The organism is Nocardia nova (assembly GCF_002933465.1).
In the GTDB taxonomy this organism is placed as follows: Bacteria; Actinomycetota; Actinomycetes; order Mycobacteriales; family Mycobacteriaceae; genus Nocardia; species Nocardia nova_B.
In genome coordinates this window covers 104,854-122,313 of the sequence record NZ_PSZE01000003.1, presented here as the reverse complement: position 1 = coordinate 122,313, position 17,460 = coordinate 104,854, and the positions used below count along the sequence as shown (strand labels likewise).

General features: G+C 68.2%; 15 protein-coding genes. 10 read left to right on the top strand and 5 right to left on the bottom strand.

Annotation, left to right across the window (positions count from 1 at the left end; translation table 11 throughout):
* The first annotated feature begins 25 nt into the window (after positions 1–25).
* Positions 26–2,041, top strand: coding sequence for a fumarate reductase/succinate dehydrogenase flavoprotein subunit (locus C5E41_RS04835; RefSeq protein ID WP_104374631.1), 2,016 nt, complete (start codon positions 26–28; stop codon positions 2,039–2,041).
* Between the two features lie 2 nt (positions 2,042–2,043).
* Positions 2,044–2,790: a succinate dehydrogenase/fumarate reductase iron-sulfur subunit gene (locus tag C5E41_RS04830; protein ID WP_104374630.1), complete on the top strand. Its 747-nt coding sequence runs from the start codon at positions 2,044–2,046 to the stop codon at positions 2,788–2,790.
* A 100-nt stretch (positions 2,791–2,890) separates the two neighbouring features.
* Here the strand turns inward: C5E41_RS04830 and C5E41_RS04825 are convergent, their stop codons facing one another.
* Positions 2,891–3,028, bottom strand: a complete 138-nt coding sequence (locus C5E41_RS04825) for a hypothetical protein (RefSeq protein WP_258080744.1) — start codon at positions 3,026–3,028, stop codon at positions 2,891–2,893.
* Positions 3,029–3,555: 527 nt separating this feature from the next.
* Here C5E41_RS04825 and C5E41_RS04820 point away from each other — a divergent pair.
* The 7 genes from C5E41_RS04820 to C5E41_RS04790 all read left to right on the top strand — a co-directional run bounded on the left by C5E41_RS04820 (position 3,556) and on the right by C5E41_RS04790 (position 8,921).
* The gene (locus tag C5E41_RS04820) at positions 3,556–3,759 is read left to right on the top strand and encodes a hypothetical protein (protein WP_104374628.1); all 204 of its coding nucleotides are present in this window, start codon (positions 3,556–3,558) and stop codon (positions 3,757–3,759) included.
* The gene (locus C5E41_RS04815; protein ID WP_104374627.1) at positions 3,756–4,010 is read left to right on the top strand and encodes a hypothetical protein; all 255 of its coding nucleotides are present in this window, start codon (positions 3,756–3,758) and stop codon (positions 4,008–4,010) included. Before C5E41_RS04820 ends, C5E41_RS04815 begins: the two co-directional genes overlap by 4 nt.
* A 161-nt stretch (positions 4,011–4,171) precedes the next feature.
* Positions 4,172–5,032, top strand: a complete 861-nt coding sequence (locus tag C5E41_RS04810) for a DUF4190 domain-containing protein (RefSeq protein ID WP_104374626.1) — start codon at positions 4,172–4,174, stop codon at positions 5,030–5,032.
* Between the two features lie 108 nt (positions 5,033–5,140).
* The gene (gene fabG, locus C5E41_RS04805; protein ID WP_104374625.1) at positions 5,141–5,893 is read left to right on the top strand and encodes a 3-oxoacyl-ACP reductase FabG; all 753 of its coding nucleotides are present in this window, start codon (positions 5,141–5,143) and stop codon (positions 5,891–5,893) included.
* Between the two features lie 55 nt (positions 5,894–5,948).
* Positions 5,949–6,815 (top strand): carbohydrate ABC transporter permease, encoded by an 867-nt coding sequence (locus C5E41_RS04800; RefSeq protein WP_104374624.1) that lies wholly within the window; start codon positions 5,949–5,951, stop codon positions 6,813–6,815.
* Positions 6,805–7,644, top strand: a complete 840-nt coding sequence (locus tag C5E41_RS04795; RefSeq protein ID WP_104374623.1) for a carbohydrate ABC transporter permease — start codon at positions 6,805–6,807, stop codon at positions 7,642–7,644. The genes C5E41_RS04800 and C5E41_RS04795 overlap by 11 nt, the downstream gene beginning before the upstream one ends.
* Complete coding sequence (locus C5E41_RS04790) at positions 7,641–8,921, top strand: ABC transporter substrate-binding protein (RefSeq protein ID WP_104374622.1); 1,281 nt, start codon at positions 7,641–7,643, stop codon at positions 8,919–8,921. Before C5E41_RS04795 ends, C5E41_RS04790 begins: the two co-directional genes overlap by 4 nt.
* 5 nt (positions 8,922–8,926) lie before the next feature.
* On the opposite strand, the gene C5E41_RS04785 is transcribed toward C5E41_RS04790, so the two are convergent.
* The 3 genes from C5E41_RS04785 to C5E41_RS04775 all read right to left on the bottom strand — a co-directional run bounded on the left by C5E41_RS04785 (position 8,927) and on the right by C5E41_RS04775 (position 14,132).
* Positions 8,927–9,922: a DNA-3-methyladenine glycosylase family protein gene (locus C5E41_RS04785; RefSeq protein WP_258080742.1), complete on the bottom strand. Its 996-nt coding sequence runs from the start codon at positions 9,920–9,922 to the stop codon at positions 8,927–8,929.
* A gap of 425 nt (positions 9,923–10,347) precedes the next feature.
* Complete coding sequence (locus tag C5E41_RS04780) at positions 10,348–13,119, bottom strand: FAD-binding and (Fe-S)-binding domain-containing protein (protein ID WP_104374621.1); 2,772 nt, start codon at positions 13,117–13,119, stop codon at positions 10,348–10,350.
* A gap of 113 nt (positions 13,120–13,232) precedes the next feature.
* Positions 13,233–14,132: an NADP-dependent oxidoreductase gene (locus tag C5E41_RS04775; RefSeq protein ID WP_104374841.1), complete on the bottom strand. Its 900-nt coding sequence runs from the start codon at positions 14,130–14,132 to the stop codon at positions 13,233–13,235.
* 188 nt (positions 14,133–14,320) lie between these two features.
* On the opposite strand from C5E41_RS04775, the gene C5E41_RS04770 reads away from it, so the two are divergent.
* Complete coding sequence (locus tag C5E41_RS04770) at positions 14,321–16,201, top strand: ABC transporter ATP-binding protein (RefSeq protein ID WP_104374840.1); 1,881 nt, start codon at positions 14,321–14,323, stop codon at positions 16,199–16,201.
* Between the two features lie 258 nt (positions 16,202–16,459).
* Here C5E41_RS04770 and C5E41_RS04765 read toward each other — a convergent pair whose 3' ends face one another.
* On the bottom strand, positions 16,460–17,455 hold the full coding sequence (locus tag C5E41_RS04765) for an oxidoreductase (RefSeq protein ID WP_104374839.1): 996 nt from the start codon (positions 17,453–17,455) through the stop codon (positions 16,460–16,462).
* Positions 17,456–17,460: the final 5 nt, after the last annotated feature.

The window sequence follows — 17,460 nt, the reverse complement described above, 5'->3', positions numbered from 1 at the left end:
TCAGTGTCCCAGGAGTATTCGTTTCATGCCTGAAGTCGAACGGCACAAGTACGACGTCGTCGTGATCGGTGCCGGTGGCGCCGGCCTGCGTGCGGTGATCGAGGCGCGCGAACACGGTCTGTCGGTGGCGGTGGTGTGTAAATCGTTGTTCGGCAAGGCCCATACGGTCATGGCCGAAGGCGGTTGCGCCGCCTCGATGGGCAATGCCAACGAGAAGGACAACTGGCAGACGCATTTCCGCGACACCATGCGCGGCGGAAAATTCCTCAACAACTGGCGCATGGCCGAACTGCACGCCCAGGAAGCACCCGACCGGGTGTGGGAGCTGGAGACCTATGGTGCGCTGTTCGACCGGACGCCCGACGGGCGGATCAGTCAGCGCAACTTCGGCGGGCACACCTATCCCCGTCTCGCCCACGTCGGCGACCGTACCGGCCTCGAGATCATCCGCACCATGCAGCAGAAGATCGTCTCGCTGCAGCAGGAGGACTATGCCGCGACCGGCGACTACGAGGCTCGTATCAAGGTGTTCGCCGAGTGCACGATCACCGATCTGCTCAAGGACACGAGCGGAATCGGTCAGCGCCCGGAGGAGGCAGCCGGCGTAACCACGGAGGGCGCCCGATCCCGCTCCACAGACACAGGCGTCATCTCCGGTGCCTTCGGCTACTGGCGGGAGTCGGGGCGGTTCATCCTCTTCGAGACTCCGGCCGTAGTGCTGGCCACGGGAGGGGTGGGCAAGTCCTACAAGGTCACCTCGAACTCGTGGGAGTACACCGGCGACGGCCACGCGCTCGCACTGCGCGCCGGCGCCTCGCTGATCAATATGGAATTCTTGCAGTTCCATCCGACCGGTATGGTCTGGCCGCCGAGTGTGAAGGGCATTCTGGTCACCGAGGGCGTACGCGGTGACGGCGGCGTGCTCAAGAACACCGAGGGCAAGCGCTTCATGTTCGAATACATCCCGGCGGTGTTCAAGGGCCAGTACGCCGAGACCGAGGACGAGGCCGATCAGTGGCTGCGCGACAACGATTCCGCACGCCGCACCCCGGACCTGCTGCCCCGCGACGAGGTGGCTCGCGCGATCAACGAAGAGGTCAAGGCCGGGCGCGGCACCGAGCACGGCGGCGTGTACCTCGACATCGCCTCCCGGCTGCCGGCCGCCGAGATCATGCGGCGGCTGCCGTCGATGCATCACCAGTTCAAGGAGCTGGCCGATGTCGACATCACGAAGGAGCCGATGGAGGTCGGGCCGACCTGCCACTACGTAATGGGCGGAATCGAGGTCGATCCCGACACCGGCGCGGCCACCGTGCCCGGATTGTTCGCCGCGGGTGAATGTTCGGGCGGTATGCACGGATCCAATCGCCTCGGCGGCAACTCCCTGTCGGACCTGCTGGTCTTCGGCCGCCGCGCCGGCTTGGGCGCGGCCAGCTACGTCGAACAGCTGGCACAGCGGCCCACGGTCGCCGACGCCGACGTCGACGCGGCCGCGAAATCCGCACTGGCGCCCTTCGATCCGCCGACAACGGGGACCGGCGAGAATCCGTACACCCTGCACACCGATCTGCAGCAGACGATGAACGACCTGGTCGGCATCATCCGCAAGGAGCACGAACTGGAACAGGCCATCGTGCGCCTGGGCGAATTGCGGGAGCGCTACGACAGCGTGACCGTCGAGGGCCACCGGCAGTTCAATCCCGGATGGCATCTCGCACTCGATCTGCGAAACATGTTGCTGGTCAGCGAATGTGTCGCGCAGGCCGCGCTGCTGCGCACCGAGAGCCGGGGTGGTCACACCCGTGACGACCATCCGCAGATGGATCCGCAGTGGCGCAATCGGCTGCTGGTGTGCCGGACCGATCCGGACGGTGTCGGCCAGACCGTGCCACCGGTGGTGGTCACCTCGGAGGATCAGCAGCCGATGCGACCGGACCTGCTCGCCCTGTTCGAGTTGAGCGAGCTGGAGAAGTATTACACCCCGGCGGAGACCGCCGCTCATCCCGCGGCCGCCGAATCATCCGCGAAAGGGGATGAGTAGCAATGGGTTACGATGCCCACTTCCGCGTGTGGCGCGGTGACGACGACAAGGGTGAACTGCGGGACTACACCGTCGAGGTGAACGAGGGCGAAGTCGTCCTCGACATCATTCATCGGTTGCAGGCCACCCAGGCTCCGGATCTGGCGGTGCGCTGGAACTGCAAGGCCGGCAAGTGTGGTTCCTGCTCGGCGGAGGTGAACGGCCGCCCGCGCCTGATGTGTATGACCCGAATGTCGACCTTCGCCGCCGACGAGGTGGTGACGGTGACCCCGATGCGCACCTTCCCGGTGATCCGCGACCTCGTCACCGATGTATCGTTCAACTATCAGAAGGCCAGGGAGATCCCGTCTTTCACGCCGCCGGCCGATCTGAAGCCGGGCGACTACCGGATGCAGCAGCGCGATGTGGAACGCTCGCAGGAGTTCCGCAAGTGCATCGAATGTTTCCTGTGCCAGAACACCTGTCACGTCGTGCGCGACCACGAGGACAACAAGAACGCCTTCGCCGGGCCGCGCTATCTGATGCGGGTGGCCGAGTTGGAGATGCACCCGCTGGATGTCGCGGACCGGCGCGAGATGGCGCAGGAGGAGTTCGGACTCGGCTACTGCAACATCACCAAGTGCTGCACGGAGGTATGCCCGGAACACATCAAGATCACCGACAACGCCCTCATCCCGATGAAGGAAAGGGTTGTGGATCGCAAATACGATCCGATCGTCTGGTTGGGTAACAAATTGTTCCGGCGATAATCCTACGGCGGAATCGGCGCAGAAATTCTTCGCCGATTCCGCCTTTTTCGCTTTATTTCGAATAACGGTAACCAAGTAGGCCGGTCGGTTCGCCGACCGGCTACAGCATTGTCACCACACCGGTCGCGACCACGGCGACCAGCGCTCCTACCAGCAGTGACGAGAGCATGGCACCGGTCAGTACGTACACCCCGACGGCCGATACCACGAACAACATTCCGACGATAAGGTGTTCCACCCAGTCACCCGGAAGCAGTTTGCGGTACCGAGTTGAGGTATTTCTCAGCCCGCGATCCATGTAGTTCTTATTACCCGATCGGTCCCGCGTTAAACATACGTTCGTTGCGAAACGGGTGTGGTTTCGTGATCTGCCGGCGAATATTCGGGGCGCGCATCCCGGGCGGCGGCGCGGCGGCATGCCCGGGGTGTTCGCGGGTAGCGACGCTCGGGCGGATGCGAAAAGTCCTGTTCTCCCAAGCTGATTCGGTGCTGGCGATTCGCTGGGAATCGGACGGGATCGGCGATTCCGCCCCGCGCAGCGACGATCTGATGGATGCTGGGAGTGTGCTCGCAGCGGGGCCCCGGAGTCGGCTCGCCGGGCACAGTCGGGTATCGCATGCAGGAACGAGGAGTCATGGCTGTTCATGTCATCGGGTCGTCGTTGATGACCAGCGAACTTTCGTCCGCTTCGACCGGCCGCGCCGCGACCGGACCACAGGATCCACCAGCTCCACCGCGCCGCCGGTTCGCAGCGGAGGTGTCCGAATGCAACTGACGAATCTGCACATGCCGGTCGCCGGACTACTGCACTGCGGCGCCGACCCGGGCATCATGACCGTCGAACAAGCCCACGCCGCAATGCAACTGCACCTCGACTGCACCGTCGATACGTGCGTGGTCAGGCGGCGGGCGCGGGCGGTGCTGGTCGAACAGGGCCGCTGCGTCCTCGACGATCGGGCCATCCCGTGACCGCGTTCGCCGGGGGAGGCGCCCGGCATGCCGCCCACCGACACGCACGGCACCGGGTCGACGGCGGCCACCGCGCGGCGGTCTATCTCCCGGACACCCGGCCGCTACCCGTCGGCGATGGCGCCCACCGCCCCCGCCATGCGCGCCGCAGCGGACCGGACCTGTACGACCGCATCGTTCTCGCGATTGCCGGTTGGCTGCTGGCGATCCGGATCGCATTCGTCGGGGAGCACGTGATCGACGAGGTCTAGTGGCGCGCGTCGGACGCTCGGGGATGACGTCCGGCGGCTGCGCGCACACCGGCTGCCCGCTCTGAAGAGACGGGGGTTGCGGGTCGCGCCGATCCACCTATTCTTCTTCGGTAACGGGCGGGTCCGCGTGTCCAGGTTCCTGCACGACCGAGAGGAACCACATGGTCCGCAACCAGTACGCGGAGGATCGCTGGTCCGAGGTCCCCGAGGAAGAGTACTGGGCCGACGAGCCCGTCCCCACGGACGATCGCTGGGATCCGCCGCCGCGACGGGCCGCCAATCCCCGGATCGCCGAACCGCCCGACGACCGGTGGGAAACCACGCCGAACCGGCGGCGGCCGGCGCCCGAGGCCGAGGACGACCGCCGCGACGGCGCACCCAATCGCCGCCGCACCGGACGGCTGCGGGTGGAGGTGCCGCCTCTCGTCAATCCGTACGCGATCGTCGCGCTGGTGGCCGCGCTGCTCGGATTGTTCCCGGTGGCAATCGTATTCGGCCTGATCGCCTTCAGCCATCCGCGCGGACGGGTGATGGCGATGTCCGCCCTGCTACTGGGACTGGCCGAGGTGTTGATCCTCGCTGCGGCGCTGGTGCTTTCGGGCGTCACCGTGCCGCGCACCACGCTGGGCGCGGTTCCCGCCGCCCTCAGCACCGAGACCGTCACCTCGAATACCGCCGCGACGCGAACCGCGGTGCCGACGACGGTGGTAACACCGCCGCCCACCGCGCCACCCACGACCACGGCCGCTCCCGCCGGTCCCGTCTCGGCGGCCAAGGGCGAGGTGTGCACGCAGGCGCAGGCCGGATTGATCGGGTCCGCGACCGACGGCAGCACGTTGCTGTGCCTGCACGGCAGCAGCGGCTACCGCTGGACCGGGCCGTATACGGTGTCGACGGCCGTGTACGAGGGCGGGGCGAAATGTGATCCCGGTCTGGACAAGACGGCCCGCACCCCGGACGGGCACGCGCTGGTCTGCGAAGGACAGGGGCGCAGCAGCATCTGGTCGCTGTGGGTGGAATAGCGGCTGCCGCCGCGGGAGGTGGAACAGCGGCTGCCGCCGCGGGAGGTGGAACAGCGGCGCGTACCGTTCCGCACAGCGAATGTTGCGAGAGGTACAGGAGGACCGCCAATGGGCGAACGCGTTGCCGTCGTCACCGGCGCGGCACGAGGCATCGGGGCAGCGATCGCGACCCGGCTGGCTCAGGACGGACTGCAGGTAGGCGTACTCGACCTGGACGCGGCGCACTGCGCCGACACCGTCCAGGCGATCACCGATGCCGGCGGCCGGGCCCTCGCGCTGGGCGCCGATGTCTCGAACGAGGATTCCGTCGCCGCCGCGGTGACGACGCTGGCCGACGAGCTCGGACCGCCGACCGTCCTGGTCAACAACGCCGGCATCCTGCGCGACAACCTGTTGTTCAAGATGAGCGTCGACGACTGGGACGCGGTGATGAACGTGCACCTGCGCGGGGCGTTCCTCATGAGCCGCGCGGTGCAGAAGTACATGGTCGACGCCAAATGGGGTCGCATCGTGAACATGTCGAGCAGTTCGGCACAGGGCAACCGCGGCCAGGTCAACTATTCCGCGGCCAAGGCCGGCCTGCAGGGCTTTACCAAGACCCTCGCGCTGGAACTCGGCAAATTCGGCGTCACGGCCAATGCCATCGCGCCCGGCTTCATCGTCACGGATATGACCGCCGCGACCGCCGAGCGGGTGGGCGTACCGTTCGAGGACTTCCAGGAGGCCGCCGCCGCGCAGATCCCGGTGCAGCGCGTGGGCCGGCCGGAGGACATCGCGCATACCGCGTCGTTCCTGGTCAGCGAGGGCGCCGGCTTCGTCTCCGGGCAGGTCGTCTACGTCGCCGGCGGCCCGCTGGACTGAACGAGCCCGTCGCCGCGGCGACCCCGATACCGGGTGCCCGGTAGCGTCATCTGCTGTGAACCGACGAGCGGTTCGTCGTGCCGTGACGAGTTGGGTGCTGCTGGCGCCGAGCCTGTTCGGGATCGGGGTCTTCCTGATCCTGCCTATCGTGCTGGTCGGCTGGCTCAGCCTGCACAGCTGGAATCTGCTGGGGCCCATGGAGTTCGCGGGCCTGCGCAATTGGCGCTCGGTGCTGTCCGATGCCGGGTTCGGCCACTCGCTCCTGGTGACGGCCGCGCTCACCCTGCTTGTGGTGCCGCTGCAGACCGTCCTGGGGTTCGCGGTGGCCGCGTTGCTGGTGCGCCGCCGTGCCGGTGGTGCGTTCCGGGTGCTGTTCGCACTGCCCTGGATGTGCGCGCCGGTGGCGGTGGGCGTGATCTGGCGCTGGCTGTTCGCACCCACCGACGGGGCGCTCAACGCACTGCTGGGCCGGCGGATCGAATGGCTGGCCGATCCGGCGCTGGCCCTGCCTTCGGTTGCGGCGGTGAGCATCTGGTCGAACTTCGGCTATGTGGCCCTGTTCTTCGTCGCGGGACTGCGGGCGATACCTTCGGAGATCCACGAGGCGGGGGCGTTGGACGGGGCCACCGGCTGGCGGCGGATTCGCTGGCTGACACTGCCGCTGCTGCGACCCACCATGTTCTTCGTCCTGGTGACCGGGACCATCACCGCGTTCCAGACCTTCGACACCGTGTATGCCCTGACCGAGAGCGGCCCGGGCGATCGCACGAATGTGGTGGCGATGCAGATCTTTTCGGAAGCGTTCGACGCCGCGCGACCCGGGCGGGCCGCGGTCATGGCGATCGTGGTCTTCGTGATCGTGCTGGCGATCACCGTGCTCCAGCATCGCTACTTCCGCACCCGGACCGGCTATGAATTCTGATGCCCGACATCGCCGTTCAGCGAGTGTGCGATCGATCGTCGCTTACCTGCTGCTGCTCGCGGGCGCGGTATGCACGGTGGCACCGCTGGTGCTGGGAGCGTTCACGGCCGTGAAGACGCCGGGGCAGTTCGCGACGGAATCTCCGCTGGCACTGCCGGTTCCGATGACGTGGGACAACTTCCGCGCCGCGTTCGGCGAGGGGTTCGGCCGCGCGGTGCTGGTGACGGTGTTGATGACCGCGTTCATCACCTCCGGACAGCTGATCACCTCGATCGCCGCCGCATACGCGTTCGGCTGCACGGAGTTTCGCGGTCGCGACCTGTTGTTCTGGATCTACCTCGCGACCATGATGGTGCCGCCGATCGTCACCTTGACTCCGCTGTATCTGATGTTCGCGCACCTGGGGTGGCTGAACACGTTCTGGGCACTGGTGCTGCCGTTCGTCTTCGGCTCGCCGTATGCGATCTTTCTGCTGCGCCAGTACTTCCGGGGCATCCCGCGCGAGTTGATCGGCGCGGCGCGGCTGGACGGCGCGAACACCCTCGATGTGATCGTGCACGTCGTGGTGCCGATGAGCCGTCCCGTCCTGGCGACGCTCGCGGTGATCACCGTGGTGACGCAGTGGAACAGCTTCCTGTGGCCGCTGGTCGCCGGCTCGGGCCGCTGGCAGGTGCTCACGGTGGCGACCGCGGCTCTACAGACTCGCTACAACGAGCAGTGGACACTGGTCATGGCGGCGACGACACTGGCGATCGTGCCGCTGCTGGCGCTGTTCGTGATCTTCCAGCGGCAGGTGCTGCGTTCCATCGCGTGGACGGGCCTCAAATGAGAGCCGTGAAGACCTCGACGCTGAGTGTGCTCGCCGTCGCGCTCGGCGTGGTCCTGTTGGTGACCGCGGCGCTGTGGCTGGGCCACGACGATGCGGGCGGGTCGGGTCGCACGGTGATCCGGCTGCGGATCTGGGACGCGAGCTTCGTACCCGCCTATCGCGCCGCACTCGACGAATTCCAGCGCGCCGAACCGGATGTCGAGGTGCGGATCACGGTGGTGCCCTGGGCGTCCTATCAGCAGAAGTTGCGTCTCGACGTGGCGGGCGCAACGGTGGACGACCTGTTCTGGACGAATCTGTACACCGATTACGCCGATGCCGGCCGACTTGCCGATATCGGCGCGATGCTGGGCCCCGAGGCGGTGCGGCAGTGGGATCCGGGTGCGGTGGAGCAGTACACGCGCAACGGAAAGCTATGGGCGGTGCCGCAATTCGTGGACGGCGGTACGGCGGTCTATTACAACCGCGATCTGTTGAGCGTGGCCGGAGTCGACCCCGCGGAATTGGCACGCGCGACGTGGAACCCACACGGGCCGGATTCCTTCGAGCCGCTGTTGCGCCGGATCTCCGCGACGGCGCCCTGGGCTTACAACGCCGCCAACGATTTCCAGTCGCTCTTGCTGCCGTATCTGGGATCGGCGGGCGGGCAGTTCCAGGACGGGGATCGGTACGCCTTCGACAGCCCACAGGGTGTGGATGCCTTCGGATATCTCGTCGGGCTGGTGCGGGCGGGGCTCACCCCTGCGGCCGCGGATACCAGCAGCGGCAGTGATTTCGCGAAAAACGCCTTCCTGCAAGGGAAGCTGGCGTTGTTCCAATCGGGAAGTTTCAATCTGGCGCAGATCACGCAGCAGACTCGCTTCGGCTGGGGGATCGCGATGATTCCGGCCGGGCCGGTGGGGCGGGTGAGTACCGACAACGCGATCGGCATCGCTGCCGATGCTCACACCGCCCACCCCGAGGCGGTGCGGCGCGTGCTGGCCTGGCTGGGCAGCCCCGCCGGCAACCGCTATCTGGCCGCCGGTGGGCAGACCATTCCGGCCGTGGTGGCCGATCAGCAGCTGTATCGAGACTATTGGGCGATCCGGGGCATCGACGTGTCGCCGTTCTTCGATGTGCTGCGCGGGACGCGGATCGCATCGGGTGGCGGACCGGGTTTCGCGGCCGCACTGCAGGCGACCGACCCGATCCTCGACGAGATGTTTCTCGGCCGCATTCCGGTACCCGAGGCATTGCGTCGCGCCCAGACCGCCGCGCGGGCCACGGCGCAGCGCTGATCCGCTCAGATCCGGCTGTGGTCGACCAGCGGAGTCCGCGGGCCGAACGCCGGCTTGCGCGCCTGCCCCGATATCTCGAGCAGCCGGATCGCCCGATAGCGGTGCGGGCGTAGCGGTTCGAGGTAGTCGACCATGCCCTCGTCGTCGAGCGGGCGGCCCAGCAGCGTCCAGCCGACGATCGCGGCCAGATGGAAATCACCGACCGACAGCGCATCGGCGTCGCCCAGGGCTCGCTGCGCGATCTCCGCGGCCGTCCACACTCCGATTCCCGGCACGGTGCACAGTCGCTCGGCGGCCCGCTCCGGCGCCATCGTCGCGGCGGCCTGCAGCTTCTCGGCCATCCGGGCGGCGGTGACGATCGTGCGCGAACGCCGCGGATCGACATTGGCGCGGTGATAGACCCAGGAGGGGATGTAGCGCCAGGTCTGCGCCGACGGCGGCACCCGCATCGGCGCGGGCGTGGGTCCGGGCGCCGGTTCGCCATACTGCCACACCAGCTTTCGATACGACCCGCGAGCGGTGACGGTGTGCACCCGCTGCTCGAGCACGGCCGGCACCAAGGCCTCGAAGACGAGTCCGGTGCGGAGCATGCGCAGGCCCGGATGACGCCGGTGTGCCTCGGCGATGCGGGGATGTTCGGGGGCGAAGTCGTCGAGCTCCTCGTCGACACACAGCATGCGGGGCAAATGCTCGAGGAATTCCGCCGCACCCGGACCCCAGGCCCGCGCCGCCACGACATTCGATCCGGCCTGGACGAGGCGATAGGTCACCGGGCCGCTGGCCATGCGCGACGCTCGCCAGTGGGCGCCGTCGGGAGTGACGCGGTGGCACGGGTCGCCCTGACCCCGGCGCAGCGGGGCGAGAGTATGCGCGAGGGCTATCGGCCGCGACGTGGTGAGGGTGCGGGCCGCCCCGTCGCGGTCGGCGCGAGGGAGGTCGTGGGTCGTGCGGGAGGGACTGTGCCGTGCGGCGATCACCCCGGATCGGGGAGAGTCGATCATCGGCCTGCTTCGTCCGCGCACCGACTCATTGTGCGCCGTGCCCGGGGCCGACCGGGCGGGACCCGCCGGGCGGGGGCGAGCCGGCCGCCGGGCAGCCGCATCTCGAGGAAACTCCCAGGTATTCCTATGGCGCAGATCACGAATTCGAGCGAGATGTAACGATACGATCACGCACGCCGATTTCACTGAAGAATGGTTCCAACAGCAATCATTCGGCAACGCCACAACGGAGGTGTCCATGCTTACCAACATTCTGAATTGGCTGCTCAACGCGTGGGGCGGAGTATCCGCCGGTAGCTCGGGCTACCAGATCCCTCCGGGCACCCTGCCGTTCGGCAGCTGATCCAGACACCGCCCTCGCCCGCCGCCGTTCGGCGCGGCGGGCGTGCGCGGTGAATCACCGGCGCGACCTCTCACCATCTGAATCATCGATCAGTCAGATATTGCGCGAGGTGACGGCCCCGGCGCCCGGCCAGGTGAGCGGCCTGGGTGCGGCACGAGAATCCATCCGCCAGGAAGGTCGTCTCCGGATCGGCCGCACGTAATGCCGGGAGTAATCCGCCCTCCGCTACCGCAACTGAAATCTCGTAATGCCCGGATTGCATTCCGAAGTTTCCAGCAAGTCCACAGCACCCACTGATTTCGGTGATGTCGGCCCCTGTTCGCCGCACAAGCAGCCGATCGGCGTCGAAGCCCGTCACGGCATGCTGATGACAATGCGGCTGCAGCACCACCGACTCGCCCGATCGGTCCGGTGGCTGCCAATCCGGTTGCTCTGTCAGGAATTCGGCGAGGGTGCGCACCGCCCGGGCGGTACTCACCGCACGCGGATCGTCGGGTAGCAAGTGCGGTAGATCCGCTCGCAGCGCCGCGGTGCACGAGGGCTCCAGGCCGATCACCGGGCCGCCCTGTCGAACGTGGTCGTCGAGCGCGTCCAGCGCGGCTCGCAATCGCTTTCGCGCCCCGTCGAGTTGGCCGGTGCTGATCCAGGTGAGGCCACAGCACACCCGGCGCTCCGGGATGCGGACCCGGTATCCGGCCGATTCCACGAGTTCTACCGCGGCCCAGCCGATTTCCGGGGCGAAGGCATCGGTGAAGCTGTCGATCCACAGCATCGCCACCGGGCCGTCCCTATGCCGGTCGGTGCCGCGGTCCGCCCACCGACTGCGGAACGAGCGCGGCGCCAGTCGCGGCGCCGGGCGTCGCGGATCCATTCCGGCCAGGCGCATACCAGTCCGCCGCAACCACCGAATGCCGGTGAGCGCGTTCACGGTTCGGGGCACCGTCGTGCCCACCGCCAGCCACTGCGGCAACCGGCCGAGCACATAATGGTCGATCGGCCGCGGCCGTCCCCGGTACGCGCGGTACAACGTCTCGGATTTGTAGGTCGCCATATCGACACCGGCGGGACAGTCGGAGGAGCAGGCCCGGCACGACAGGCACAAGTCCAGCGACTGTGCGACCGCCTCGTCGCGCCAGTCGAGCGCGCCTCGGACCACCTCTTGCAGCACGCGGGCCCGGCCCCTGGTGCTGTCCTTCTCGTCCGCGGTGGCCAGGTAGGACGGGCACATGAAACCGCCGGTCGCGCGGCTGTCGGCGCGACATTTTCCGACCCCGACGCAGCGGTGCACCGCCGTGCCGATATCGCCGTCCGCGGTGAACGCGAAACCGCCCGCATGCGGAACCGGCCGCAGCCCGGGCAGACGCAGATCGGTATCGACCGGTTCGGGGCGGACCAGGACCCCGGGGTTCAGGATCGCGTCCGGATCGAAAAGCCCTTTGAATCCGGCGAATACGCGCAAGGCCTCCGGTGAGTACATGCGCGACAGCAGTTCCGAACGGGCGCGGCCGTCGCCGTGTTCACCGGAGGCCGATCCGCCGTAGCGCACCACCAGGTCGGTGGCGTCGAACAGGAAGTCGCGGAACCGTTGCGGCGCACGGGCGATCGGGAGATCCAGGCGGACGTGGATGCACCCGTCGCCGATGTGGCCGTACAGCAGGCCGTCCACATGGTGATCACGCATCAGCCGGCCGAAATCGCGAAGGTAATCACCGAGACGTTCGGGCGGGACGGCGGCGTCCTCCCAGCCCGGCCAGGCCGGTTCGCCCGCGGGTGTGCGCCCGGCGAGGCCGGCGCCGTCGGCGCGAATCCGCCACAGCCGAGCCGCCGCGCGATCGTCGGTGACGATCCGGGTGTCGAGTGCGGCACAGGCGGCGGTGACCGCGACCGCACTCTCGTAGGCGGATTCCGCGGTGTCCCCGGCGAATTCGACGAACAGCCACGCGCCGCCGGCGGGTAGTTCGGGTACCGGGCGTCCGTGTGCGCGCACGACATCCACCAGGCGGGCGTCCAAGCCCTCCACCGCGATCGGTCGGCCCGCCATGACCGCTTTCACGTCGTCGGCCGCCGCGGGCATATCGGGATATCCGAGGACCGCGACCGCGGTCGCGCTCGGCAGCGGGACCAGGTCCACGGTCGCGTCGAGAACGAGGCCGCAGGTGCCCTCGGAGCCGACGAATGCCTTGGCGATCGACGCACCGCGTTCGGGGGTCAGATACTGCAGTCCGTACCCCGAGGCCTGCCGGTCGAACCGGCCCAGCTCGGTGCGCAGCGTCGCCAGATTGCGCCGGGTGAACTCGGCCAGCCCCGCCACCACCGACAGGTCGGCGCCCAGGCCGCGCTCGGCGCCGGTGCCATCGAGGATGCGCAGCTCACGCACGGTATCGGAGGTGCGACCCCAGGACACCGCGCGGGGGCCGCAGGCATTGTTACCGATCATGCCGCCGAGCGTGCAGCGGTTCTGCGTCGACGGGTCGGGACCCAGTCGCAGGCCGTGCTGGCCGGCGGCCTGTTGCAGGCCGGACAGCACGACCCCCGGCTGCACCCGGGCGCAGCGACGGTCGGCGTCGATCGACAGTACGGCGTTCATGTGCCGGCTGAAGTCGAGGACCAGTCCGGGCCCGATCGCATTGCCCGCCACGGATGTTCCGCCACCGCGCGCGGTGATCGGCCTGCCTTCCTCGCGGGCGAACCGCACGGCCGTGGCCACATCCTCATCCCCGCGCGGGTAGATCACCGCCGCCGGGAGGACGCGGTAGTTCGAGGCGTCCGAGGAATACTCCGCGCGGCGTCGGGCGTCGTCGTCGACCTCGCCGTCGATCCGGTCGCGCAAGGCCCGCACCCAGGAGTCGGTCATACCGCCAGCGTAGAACGCGAACTTCTCCGGCTCATCGCATGCGGATCGCGACGGTCGCCGAGAGCGGTCCTGTGCCGTTGCCCGGCCGCGGTCGGCGCGTGCCGCCGGAGCGGCTAGGGGAGCAGGACTATTTTGCCGAGTCCGTGACCGGTTTCGCTGTCGCGCTGCGCGGCGGCGGCCTCGGACAGCGGGTAGGTACGTGCGACACCGGGCAGGCGGAATTCTCCCGCGGCGACGAGTTGCGCGACGCGTGCCACGATATCGAGGGCGGGGCGGCCGGTGCGGGCGAAGAAGGTGACACCCTTGTCGGCGGCGGCGCCGTCGGCGATGGTGATGATCCGATCGGTTCCGCCCCGCAATTCGATTGCGGCGTCCAGGAATCCGTGACCGGCACAGTCGTAGACCGCATCGACGCCGTGCGGCGCCAGCTCGCGCACGCGGTCGGCGACACCGGGTCCGTAAGTGGTCGGCACCGCACCCAGCCTGCGCACGACGTCCTGGTTGGCGGCCGATGCGGTGCCGACGACCGTGGCCCCGCGCGCCCGGGCCAGCTGCACCACGAACGCGCCGACCGCGCCGGAGGCGCCGTTCACCACCACCGTCTCGCCCGACTTCACGGCCAGTTCGTCCAGTCCGGTACCGGCCGTATTGGCGGCGACCGGGACGGCCGCAGCCTCGGGGAAGGACAGCTCGGCCGGTTTGGCGACGAGTTGAGTGCCCAGCGCGTATTCCGCGTAGCCGCCACCCTGAGCCCAACCCAGCACTTCGTCACCCGGCCGGAATCGGGCCTCGGGTCCGGCGGCGTCGACCACGCCCGCGATCTCGAATCCGGGACGACGCGGGAATCCGGGCGGACCGGGCATCAGACCGGCGCGCATCTTCCAATCGGCCGGATTGACGCCGGCGGCCCGGATCGCCACCCGCACCTGCTCTCCGGCGGGGTCCGGAATCGGCACCTCCACCTGCGTCAACACCTCGGGTCCACCCACTCGCTGGTACTGGACCGCTCGCATGCTGTGGTTCGACGACATGACGTCGACCTTAGGAGGCTGACGGACCGTGGCGGGGCGCGGCGCCACATCGCCCGTCGCCCGGCGCGTTTCGCCCGTGGCGAACCGGGACTACTTGCTCTCAACCTTTGTTGAGGTCTTAATGTCGGTGGCCCGGAGTTGAATGACTCCGGCAGCGGAAGGAGATGCGGATGAGCATCGAATCGGTCGCGTGGAGTCAGCTGTACCGGCAGGCGCACGCACCCCAGCAGCGGCGTGGTCTGCGCCGGGAGACGGCCGCGCGCATTCTGCGATTCGCGCGCCCGCATCGGGCTCAGCTCATCGGCTTCCTGGTCTTCAGCATCGCGTCGGCATTGCTCACGGTGGCCAATCCGGTGCTGGCCGGGCGGGTGGTCAACGACATCGTGGGTCATGCCGCGCCACGCTCGGTCCTCACCCTCGCGGCGGTGATCGCACTCGTGGCCGTGCTGGACGCCGGCCTGGGCATCGTGATCAGGTGGCTGTCCGCGCGGATCGGGGAGGGGTTGATTCTCGATCTGCGCACCGCGGTATTCGACCACGTACAGAAGATGCCCGTCGCCTTCTTCACCCGCACCCGCACCGGGGCGCTGGTCAGCCGGCTCAACAACGACGTGATCGGCGCCCAGCGCGCGTTCAGCACGACCTTGTCCGGCGTGGTCACCAATATCGTGACCCTGCTGTTGACCGTGGCGGTGATGGTGCGGCTGTCCTGGCAGATCACCCTGCTGGCACTGATCCTGTTGCCGCTGTTCATGTTTCCCGCCCGCAAGATGGGCACCCGGATCGCGAGCATCCAGCGCGAGGCCGCTCAGCTCAACGCCTCGATGAGCACCCAGATGACCGAGCGGTTCTCGGCTCCCGGCGCCACGCTGGTGAAACTGTTCGGCCGCCCGGATCAGGAATCCGCGGAATTCGCGGTGCGCGCCGGGCGGGTACGCGATATCGGCGTGCGGACCGCGATGCTGCAGACGGTGTTCGTCACCGCGTTGACGCTGGTATCCGCGCTCGCCGTGGCATTGGTCTACGGTCTCGGCGGCTGGTACGCCCTGCGCGGACAACTCGATGCCGGTGCCGTGGTCGCGCTCTCGCTGCTGCTGACCCGGCTCTACACCCCGCTGACAGCGCTAGCCAGCGCTCGGGTGGACATCATGTCGGCGCTGGTGAGCTTCGAGCGGGTCTTCGAAATTCTCGATCTGAAGCCGCTGATCCAGGATGCGCCGGATGCGGTGGCGGTTCCGGCGGGACCGGTGTCGGTCGAATTCGACCGCGTGAGTTTCGGTTATCCGTCGGCCGACAAGGTCTCGCTGGCGTCGCTGGAGGATGTGTCGACGCTCGACCATCGCGGCGGTAGCGAGGTGCTGCACGGTATTTCGCTGCATGCCGAGCCGGGGCGGATGATCGCCCTGGTCGGATCCTCGGGCGCGGGCAAATCGACCATCGCGCAACTGGTTTCGCGGCTCTACGACGTGGACGAGGGCGCGGTCCGGCTCAACGGTGTCGACGTGCGGGAGCTGAGCACGCGCTCGATTCAGGACACGGTCGGACTCGTCACCCAGGACGGCCACCTGTTCCACGACAGCATCCGCGCCAATCTCTTGCTCGCCCGGCCCGAGGCGAGCGAGGCGGAGCTGTGGGATGCACTGGAGCGGGCACGGTTGCGCACGGTGATCGACGCGCTGCCCGACGGTTTGGACACCGTGGTCGGCGAACGCGGATACCGGCTGTCCGGCGGCGAACGCCAACGATTGACCATCGCCCGGCTGCTGCTCAAACAGCCGCGGGTCGTCATCCTCGACGAGGCCACCGCCTCCCTGGATTCCACCTCCGAGGCCGCGGTGCAAGAGGCCCTGACCGAAGCACTGGAAGGGCGAACCGCCCTGGTCATCGCGCACCGGCTGTCGACCATCCGGAATGCGGACGAGATCCTGGTGATCGAGGACGGGCGCATCGTCGAGCGGGGCAGCCATGCGCAGCTACTGGCCGAACAGGGGCGATACGCGGAGCTCTACCGCACCCAGTTCGCCGACGATACGGAAGTCGCCGCAGCCTGAGGGATCAGCGCGGAGGTGTGGTTCGCACCTCCGCGCCGGCTCCGTCCCTACAACTGCCCGGGAACGACCGCCGCACTGTCGTCGGCAGCCGTGGATCTCCGCGAGGCGCCGGCGGCCGACGATCCCGCGATTTCCGCCGTATCGAAGCGCTCCGTCGTACCCGGACGCGTCCCACCCGCGCTAGCACATTTTGGAAAGATCAGTCCAAAACCGAGGCGAGCGGGTAGCGGGCGTCCGAGTCCGGCGCCCGCCGCTCGGTCAGAATTCGCCGGCCACCGCGAGAACGGTGCGGCCGGAGTGGTGACCGCCGCGGATGGCACGCAGTACCGCCTCGGCCTCGGTGATCGGCGCGACATGCTCCAGCGTCGACAGATGCCGGGGTTTCAGGTCTTCACCGAGCCGGGCCCACAGCGCACGCCGCTGCCCGATCGGGAAGTTCACCGAATCGATGCCGAGAAGGCTGACCCCACGCAGGATGAAGGGCATGACGGTGGTGGGCAGTTCGGTCCCACCGGTCAGCCCGCTGACCGCCACCGACCCGCCGTAGTGGACGGTGCTGAGGATGTGGGCGAGCGATTTACCGCCGACGCTGTCGACCGCGCCGGCCCACTGCGCCTTACCCAGCGGACGAGGCTTGGCATCCGGATCCTCGGGCAGACGGCCGATCACCGCGGCCGCACCGAGCGTGGACAGCAGCTCGTCGGCATCGGTCTTCCCGGTGGAGGCGGTGACCTCGTAGCCGAGGCCGGACAGGATGTCCACCGCGACGCTGCCGACCCCGCCGGTCGCGCCGGTCACCAGCACCGGCCCGTCACCGGGGTTCAGGCCGCGGTCGAGCAGTGCCTGCACACTCATGGCCGCAGTGAATCCCGCGGTGCCGAGGGCCGCTGCCTCGCGCGGGCTCAGCCCCTCCAGCTTGACCACCCATTCGGCGGGCACGCGTGCGTACTCGGCGAAACCGCCGTGGTGCGCGACGCCGATCTCGTAACCGTGCGCGATCACGAGATCACCCACCGTGAAGTCGCCGTCCTCGGAGGCGACCACCTCGCCGGTCAAGTCGATACCGGGGATGATCGGATAATTGCGCACCACGCCGCCGCGCGGGGTGATGGCCAGCCCGTCCTTGAAGTTCGCACTCGAATAGTGCACCTTGATCGTCACCGTGCCCGGCCCGAGGAAATCCTCGCCCACCTCCTCGCGGACCAGTACCACGCCGTCGTCGGTCTCATGCGCAACCATCGCCTGGAACTGCATGCGTC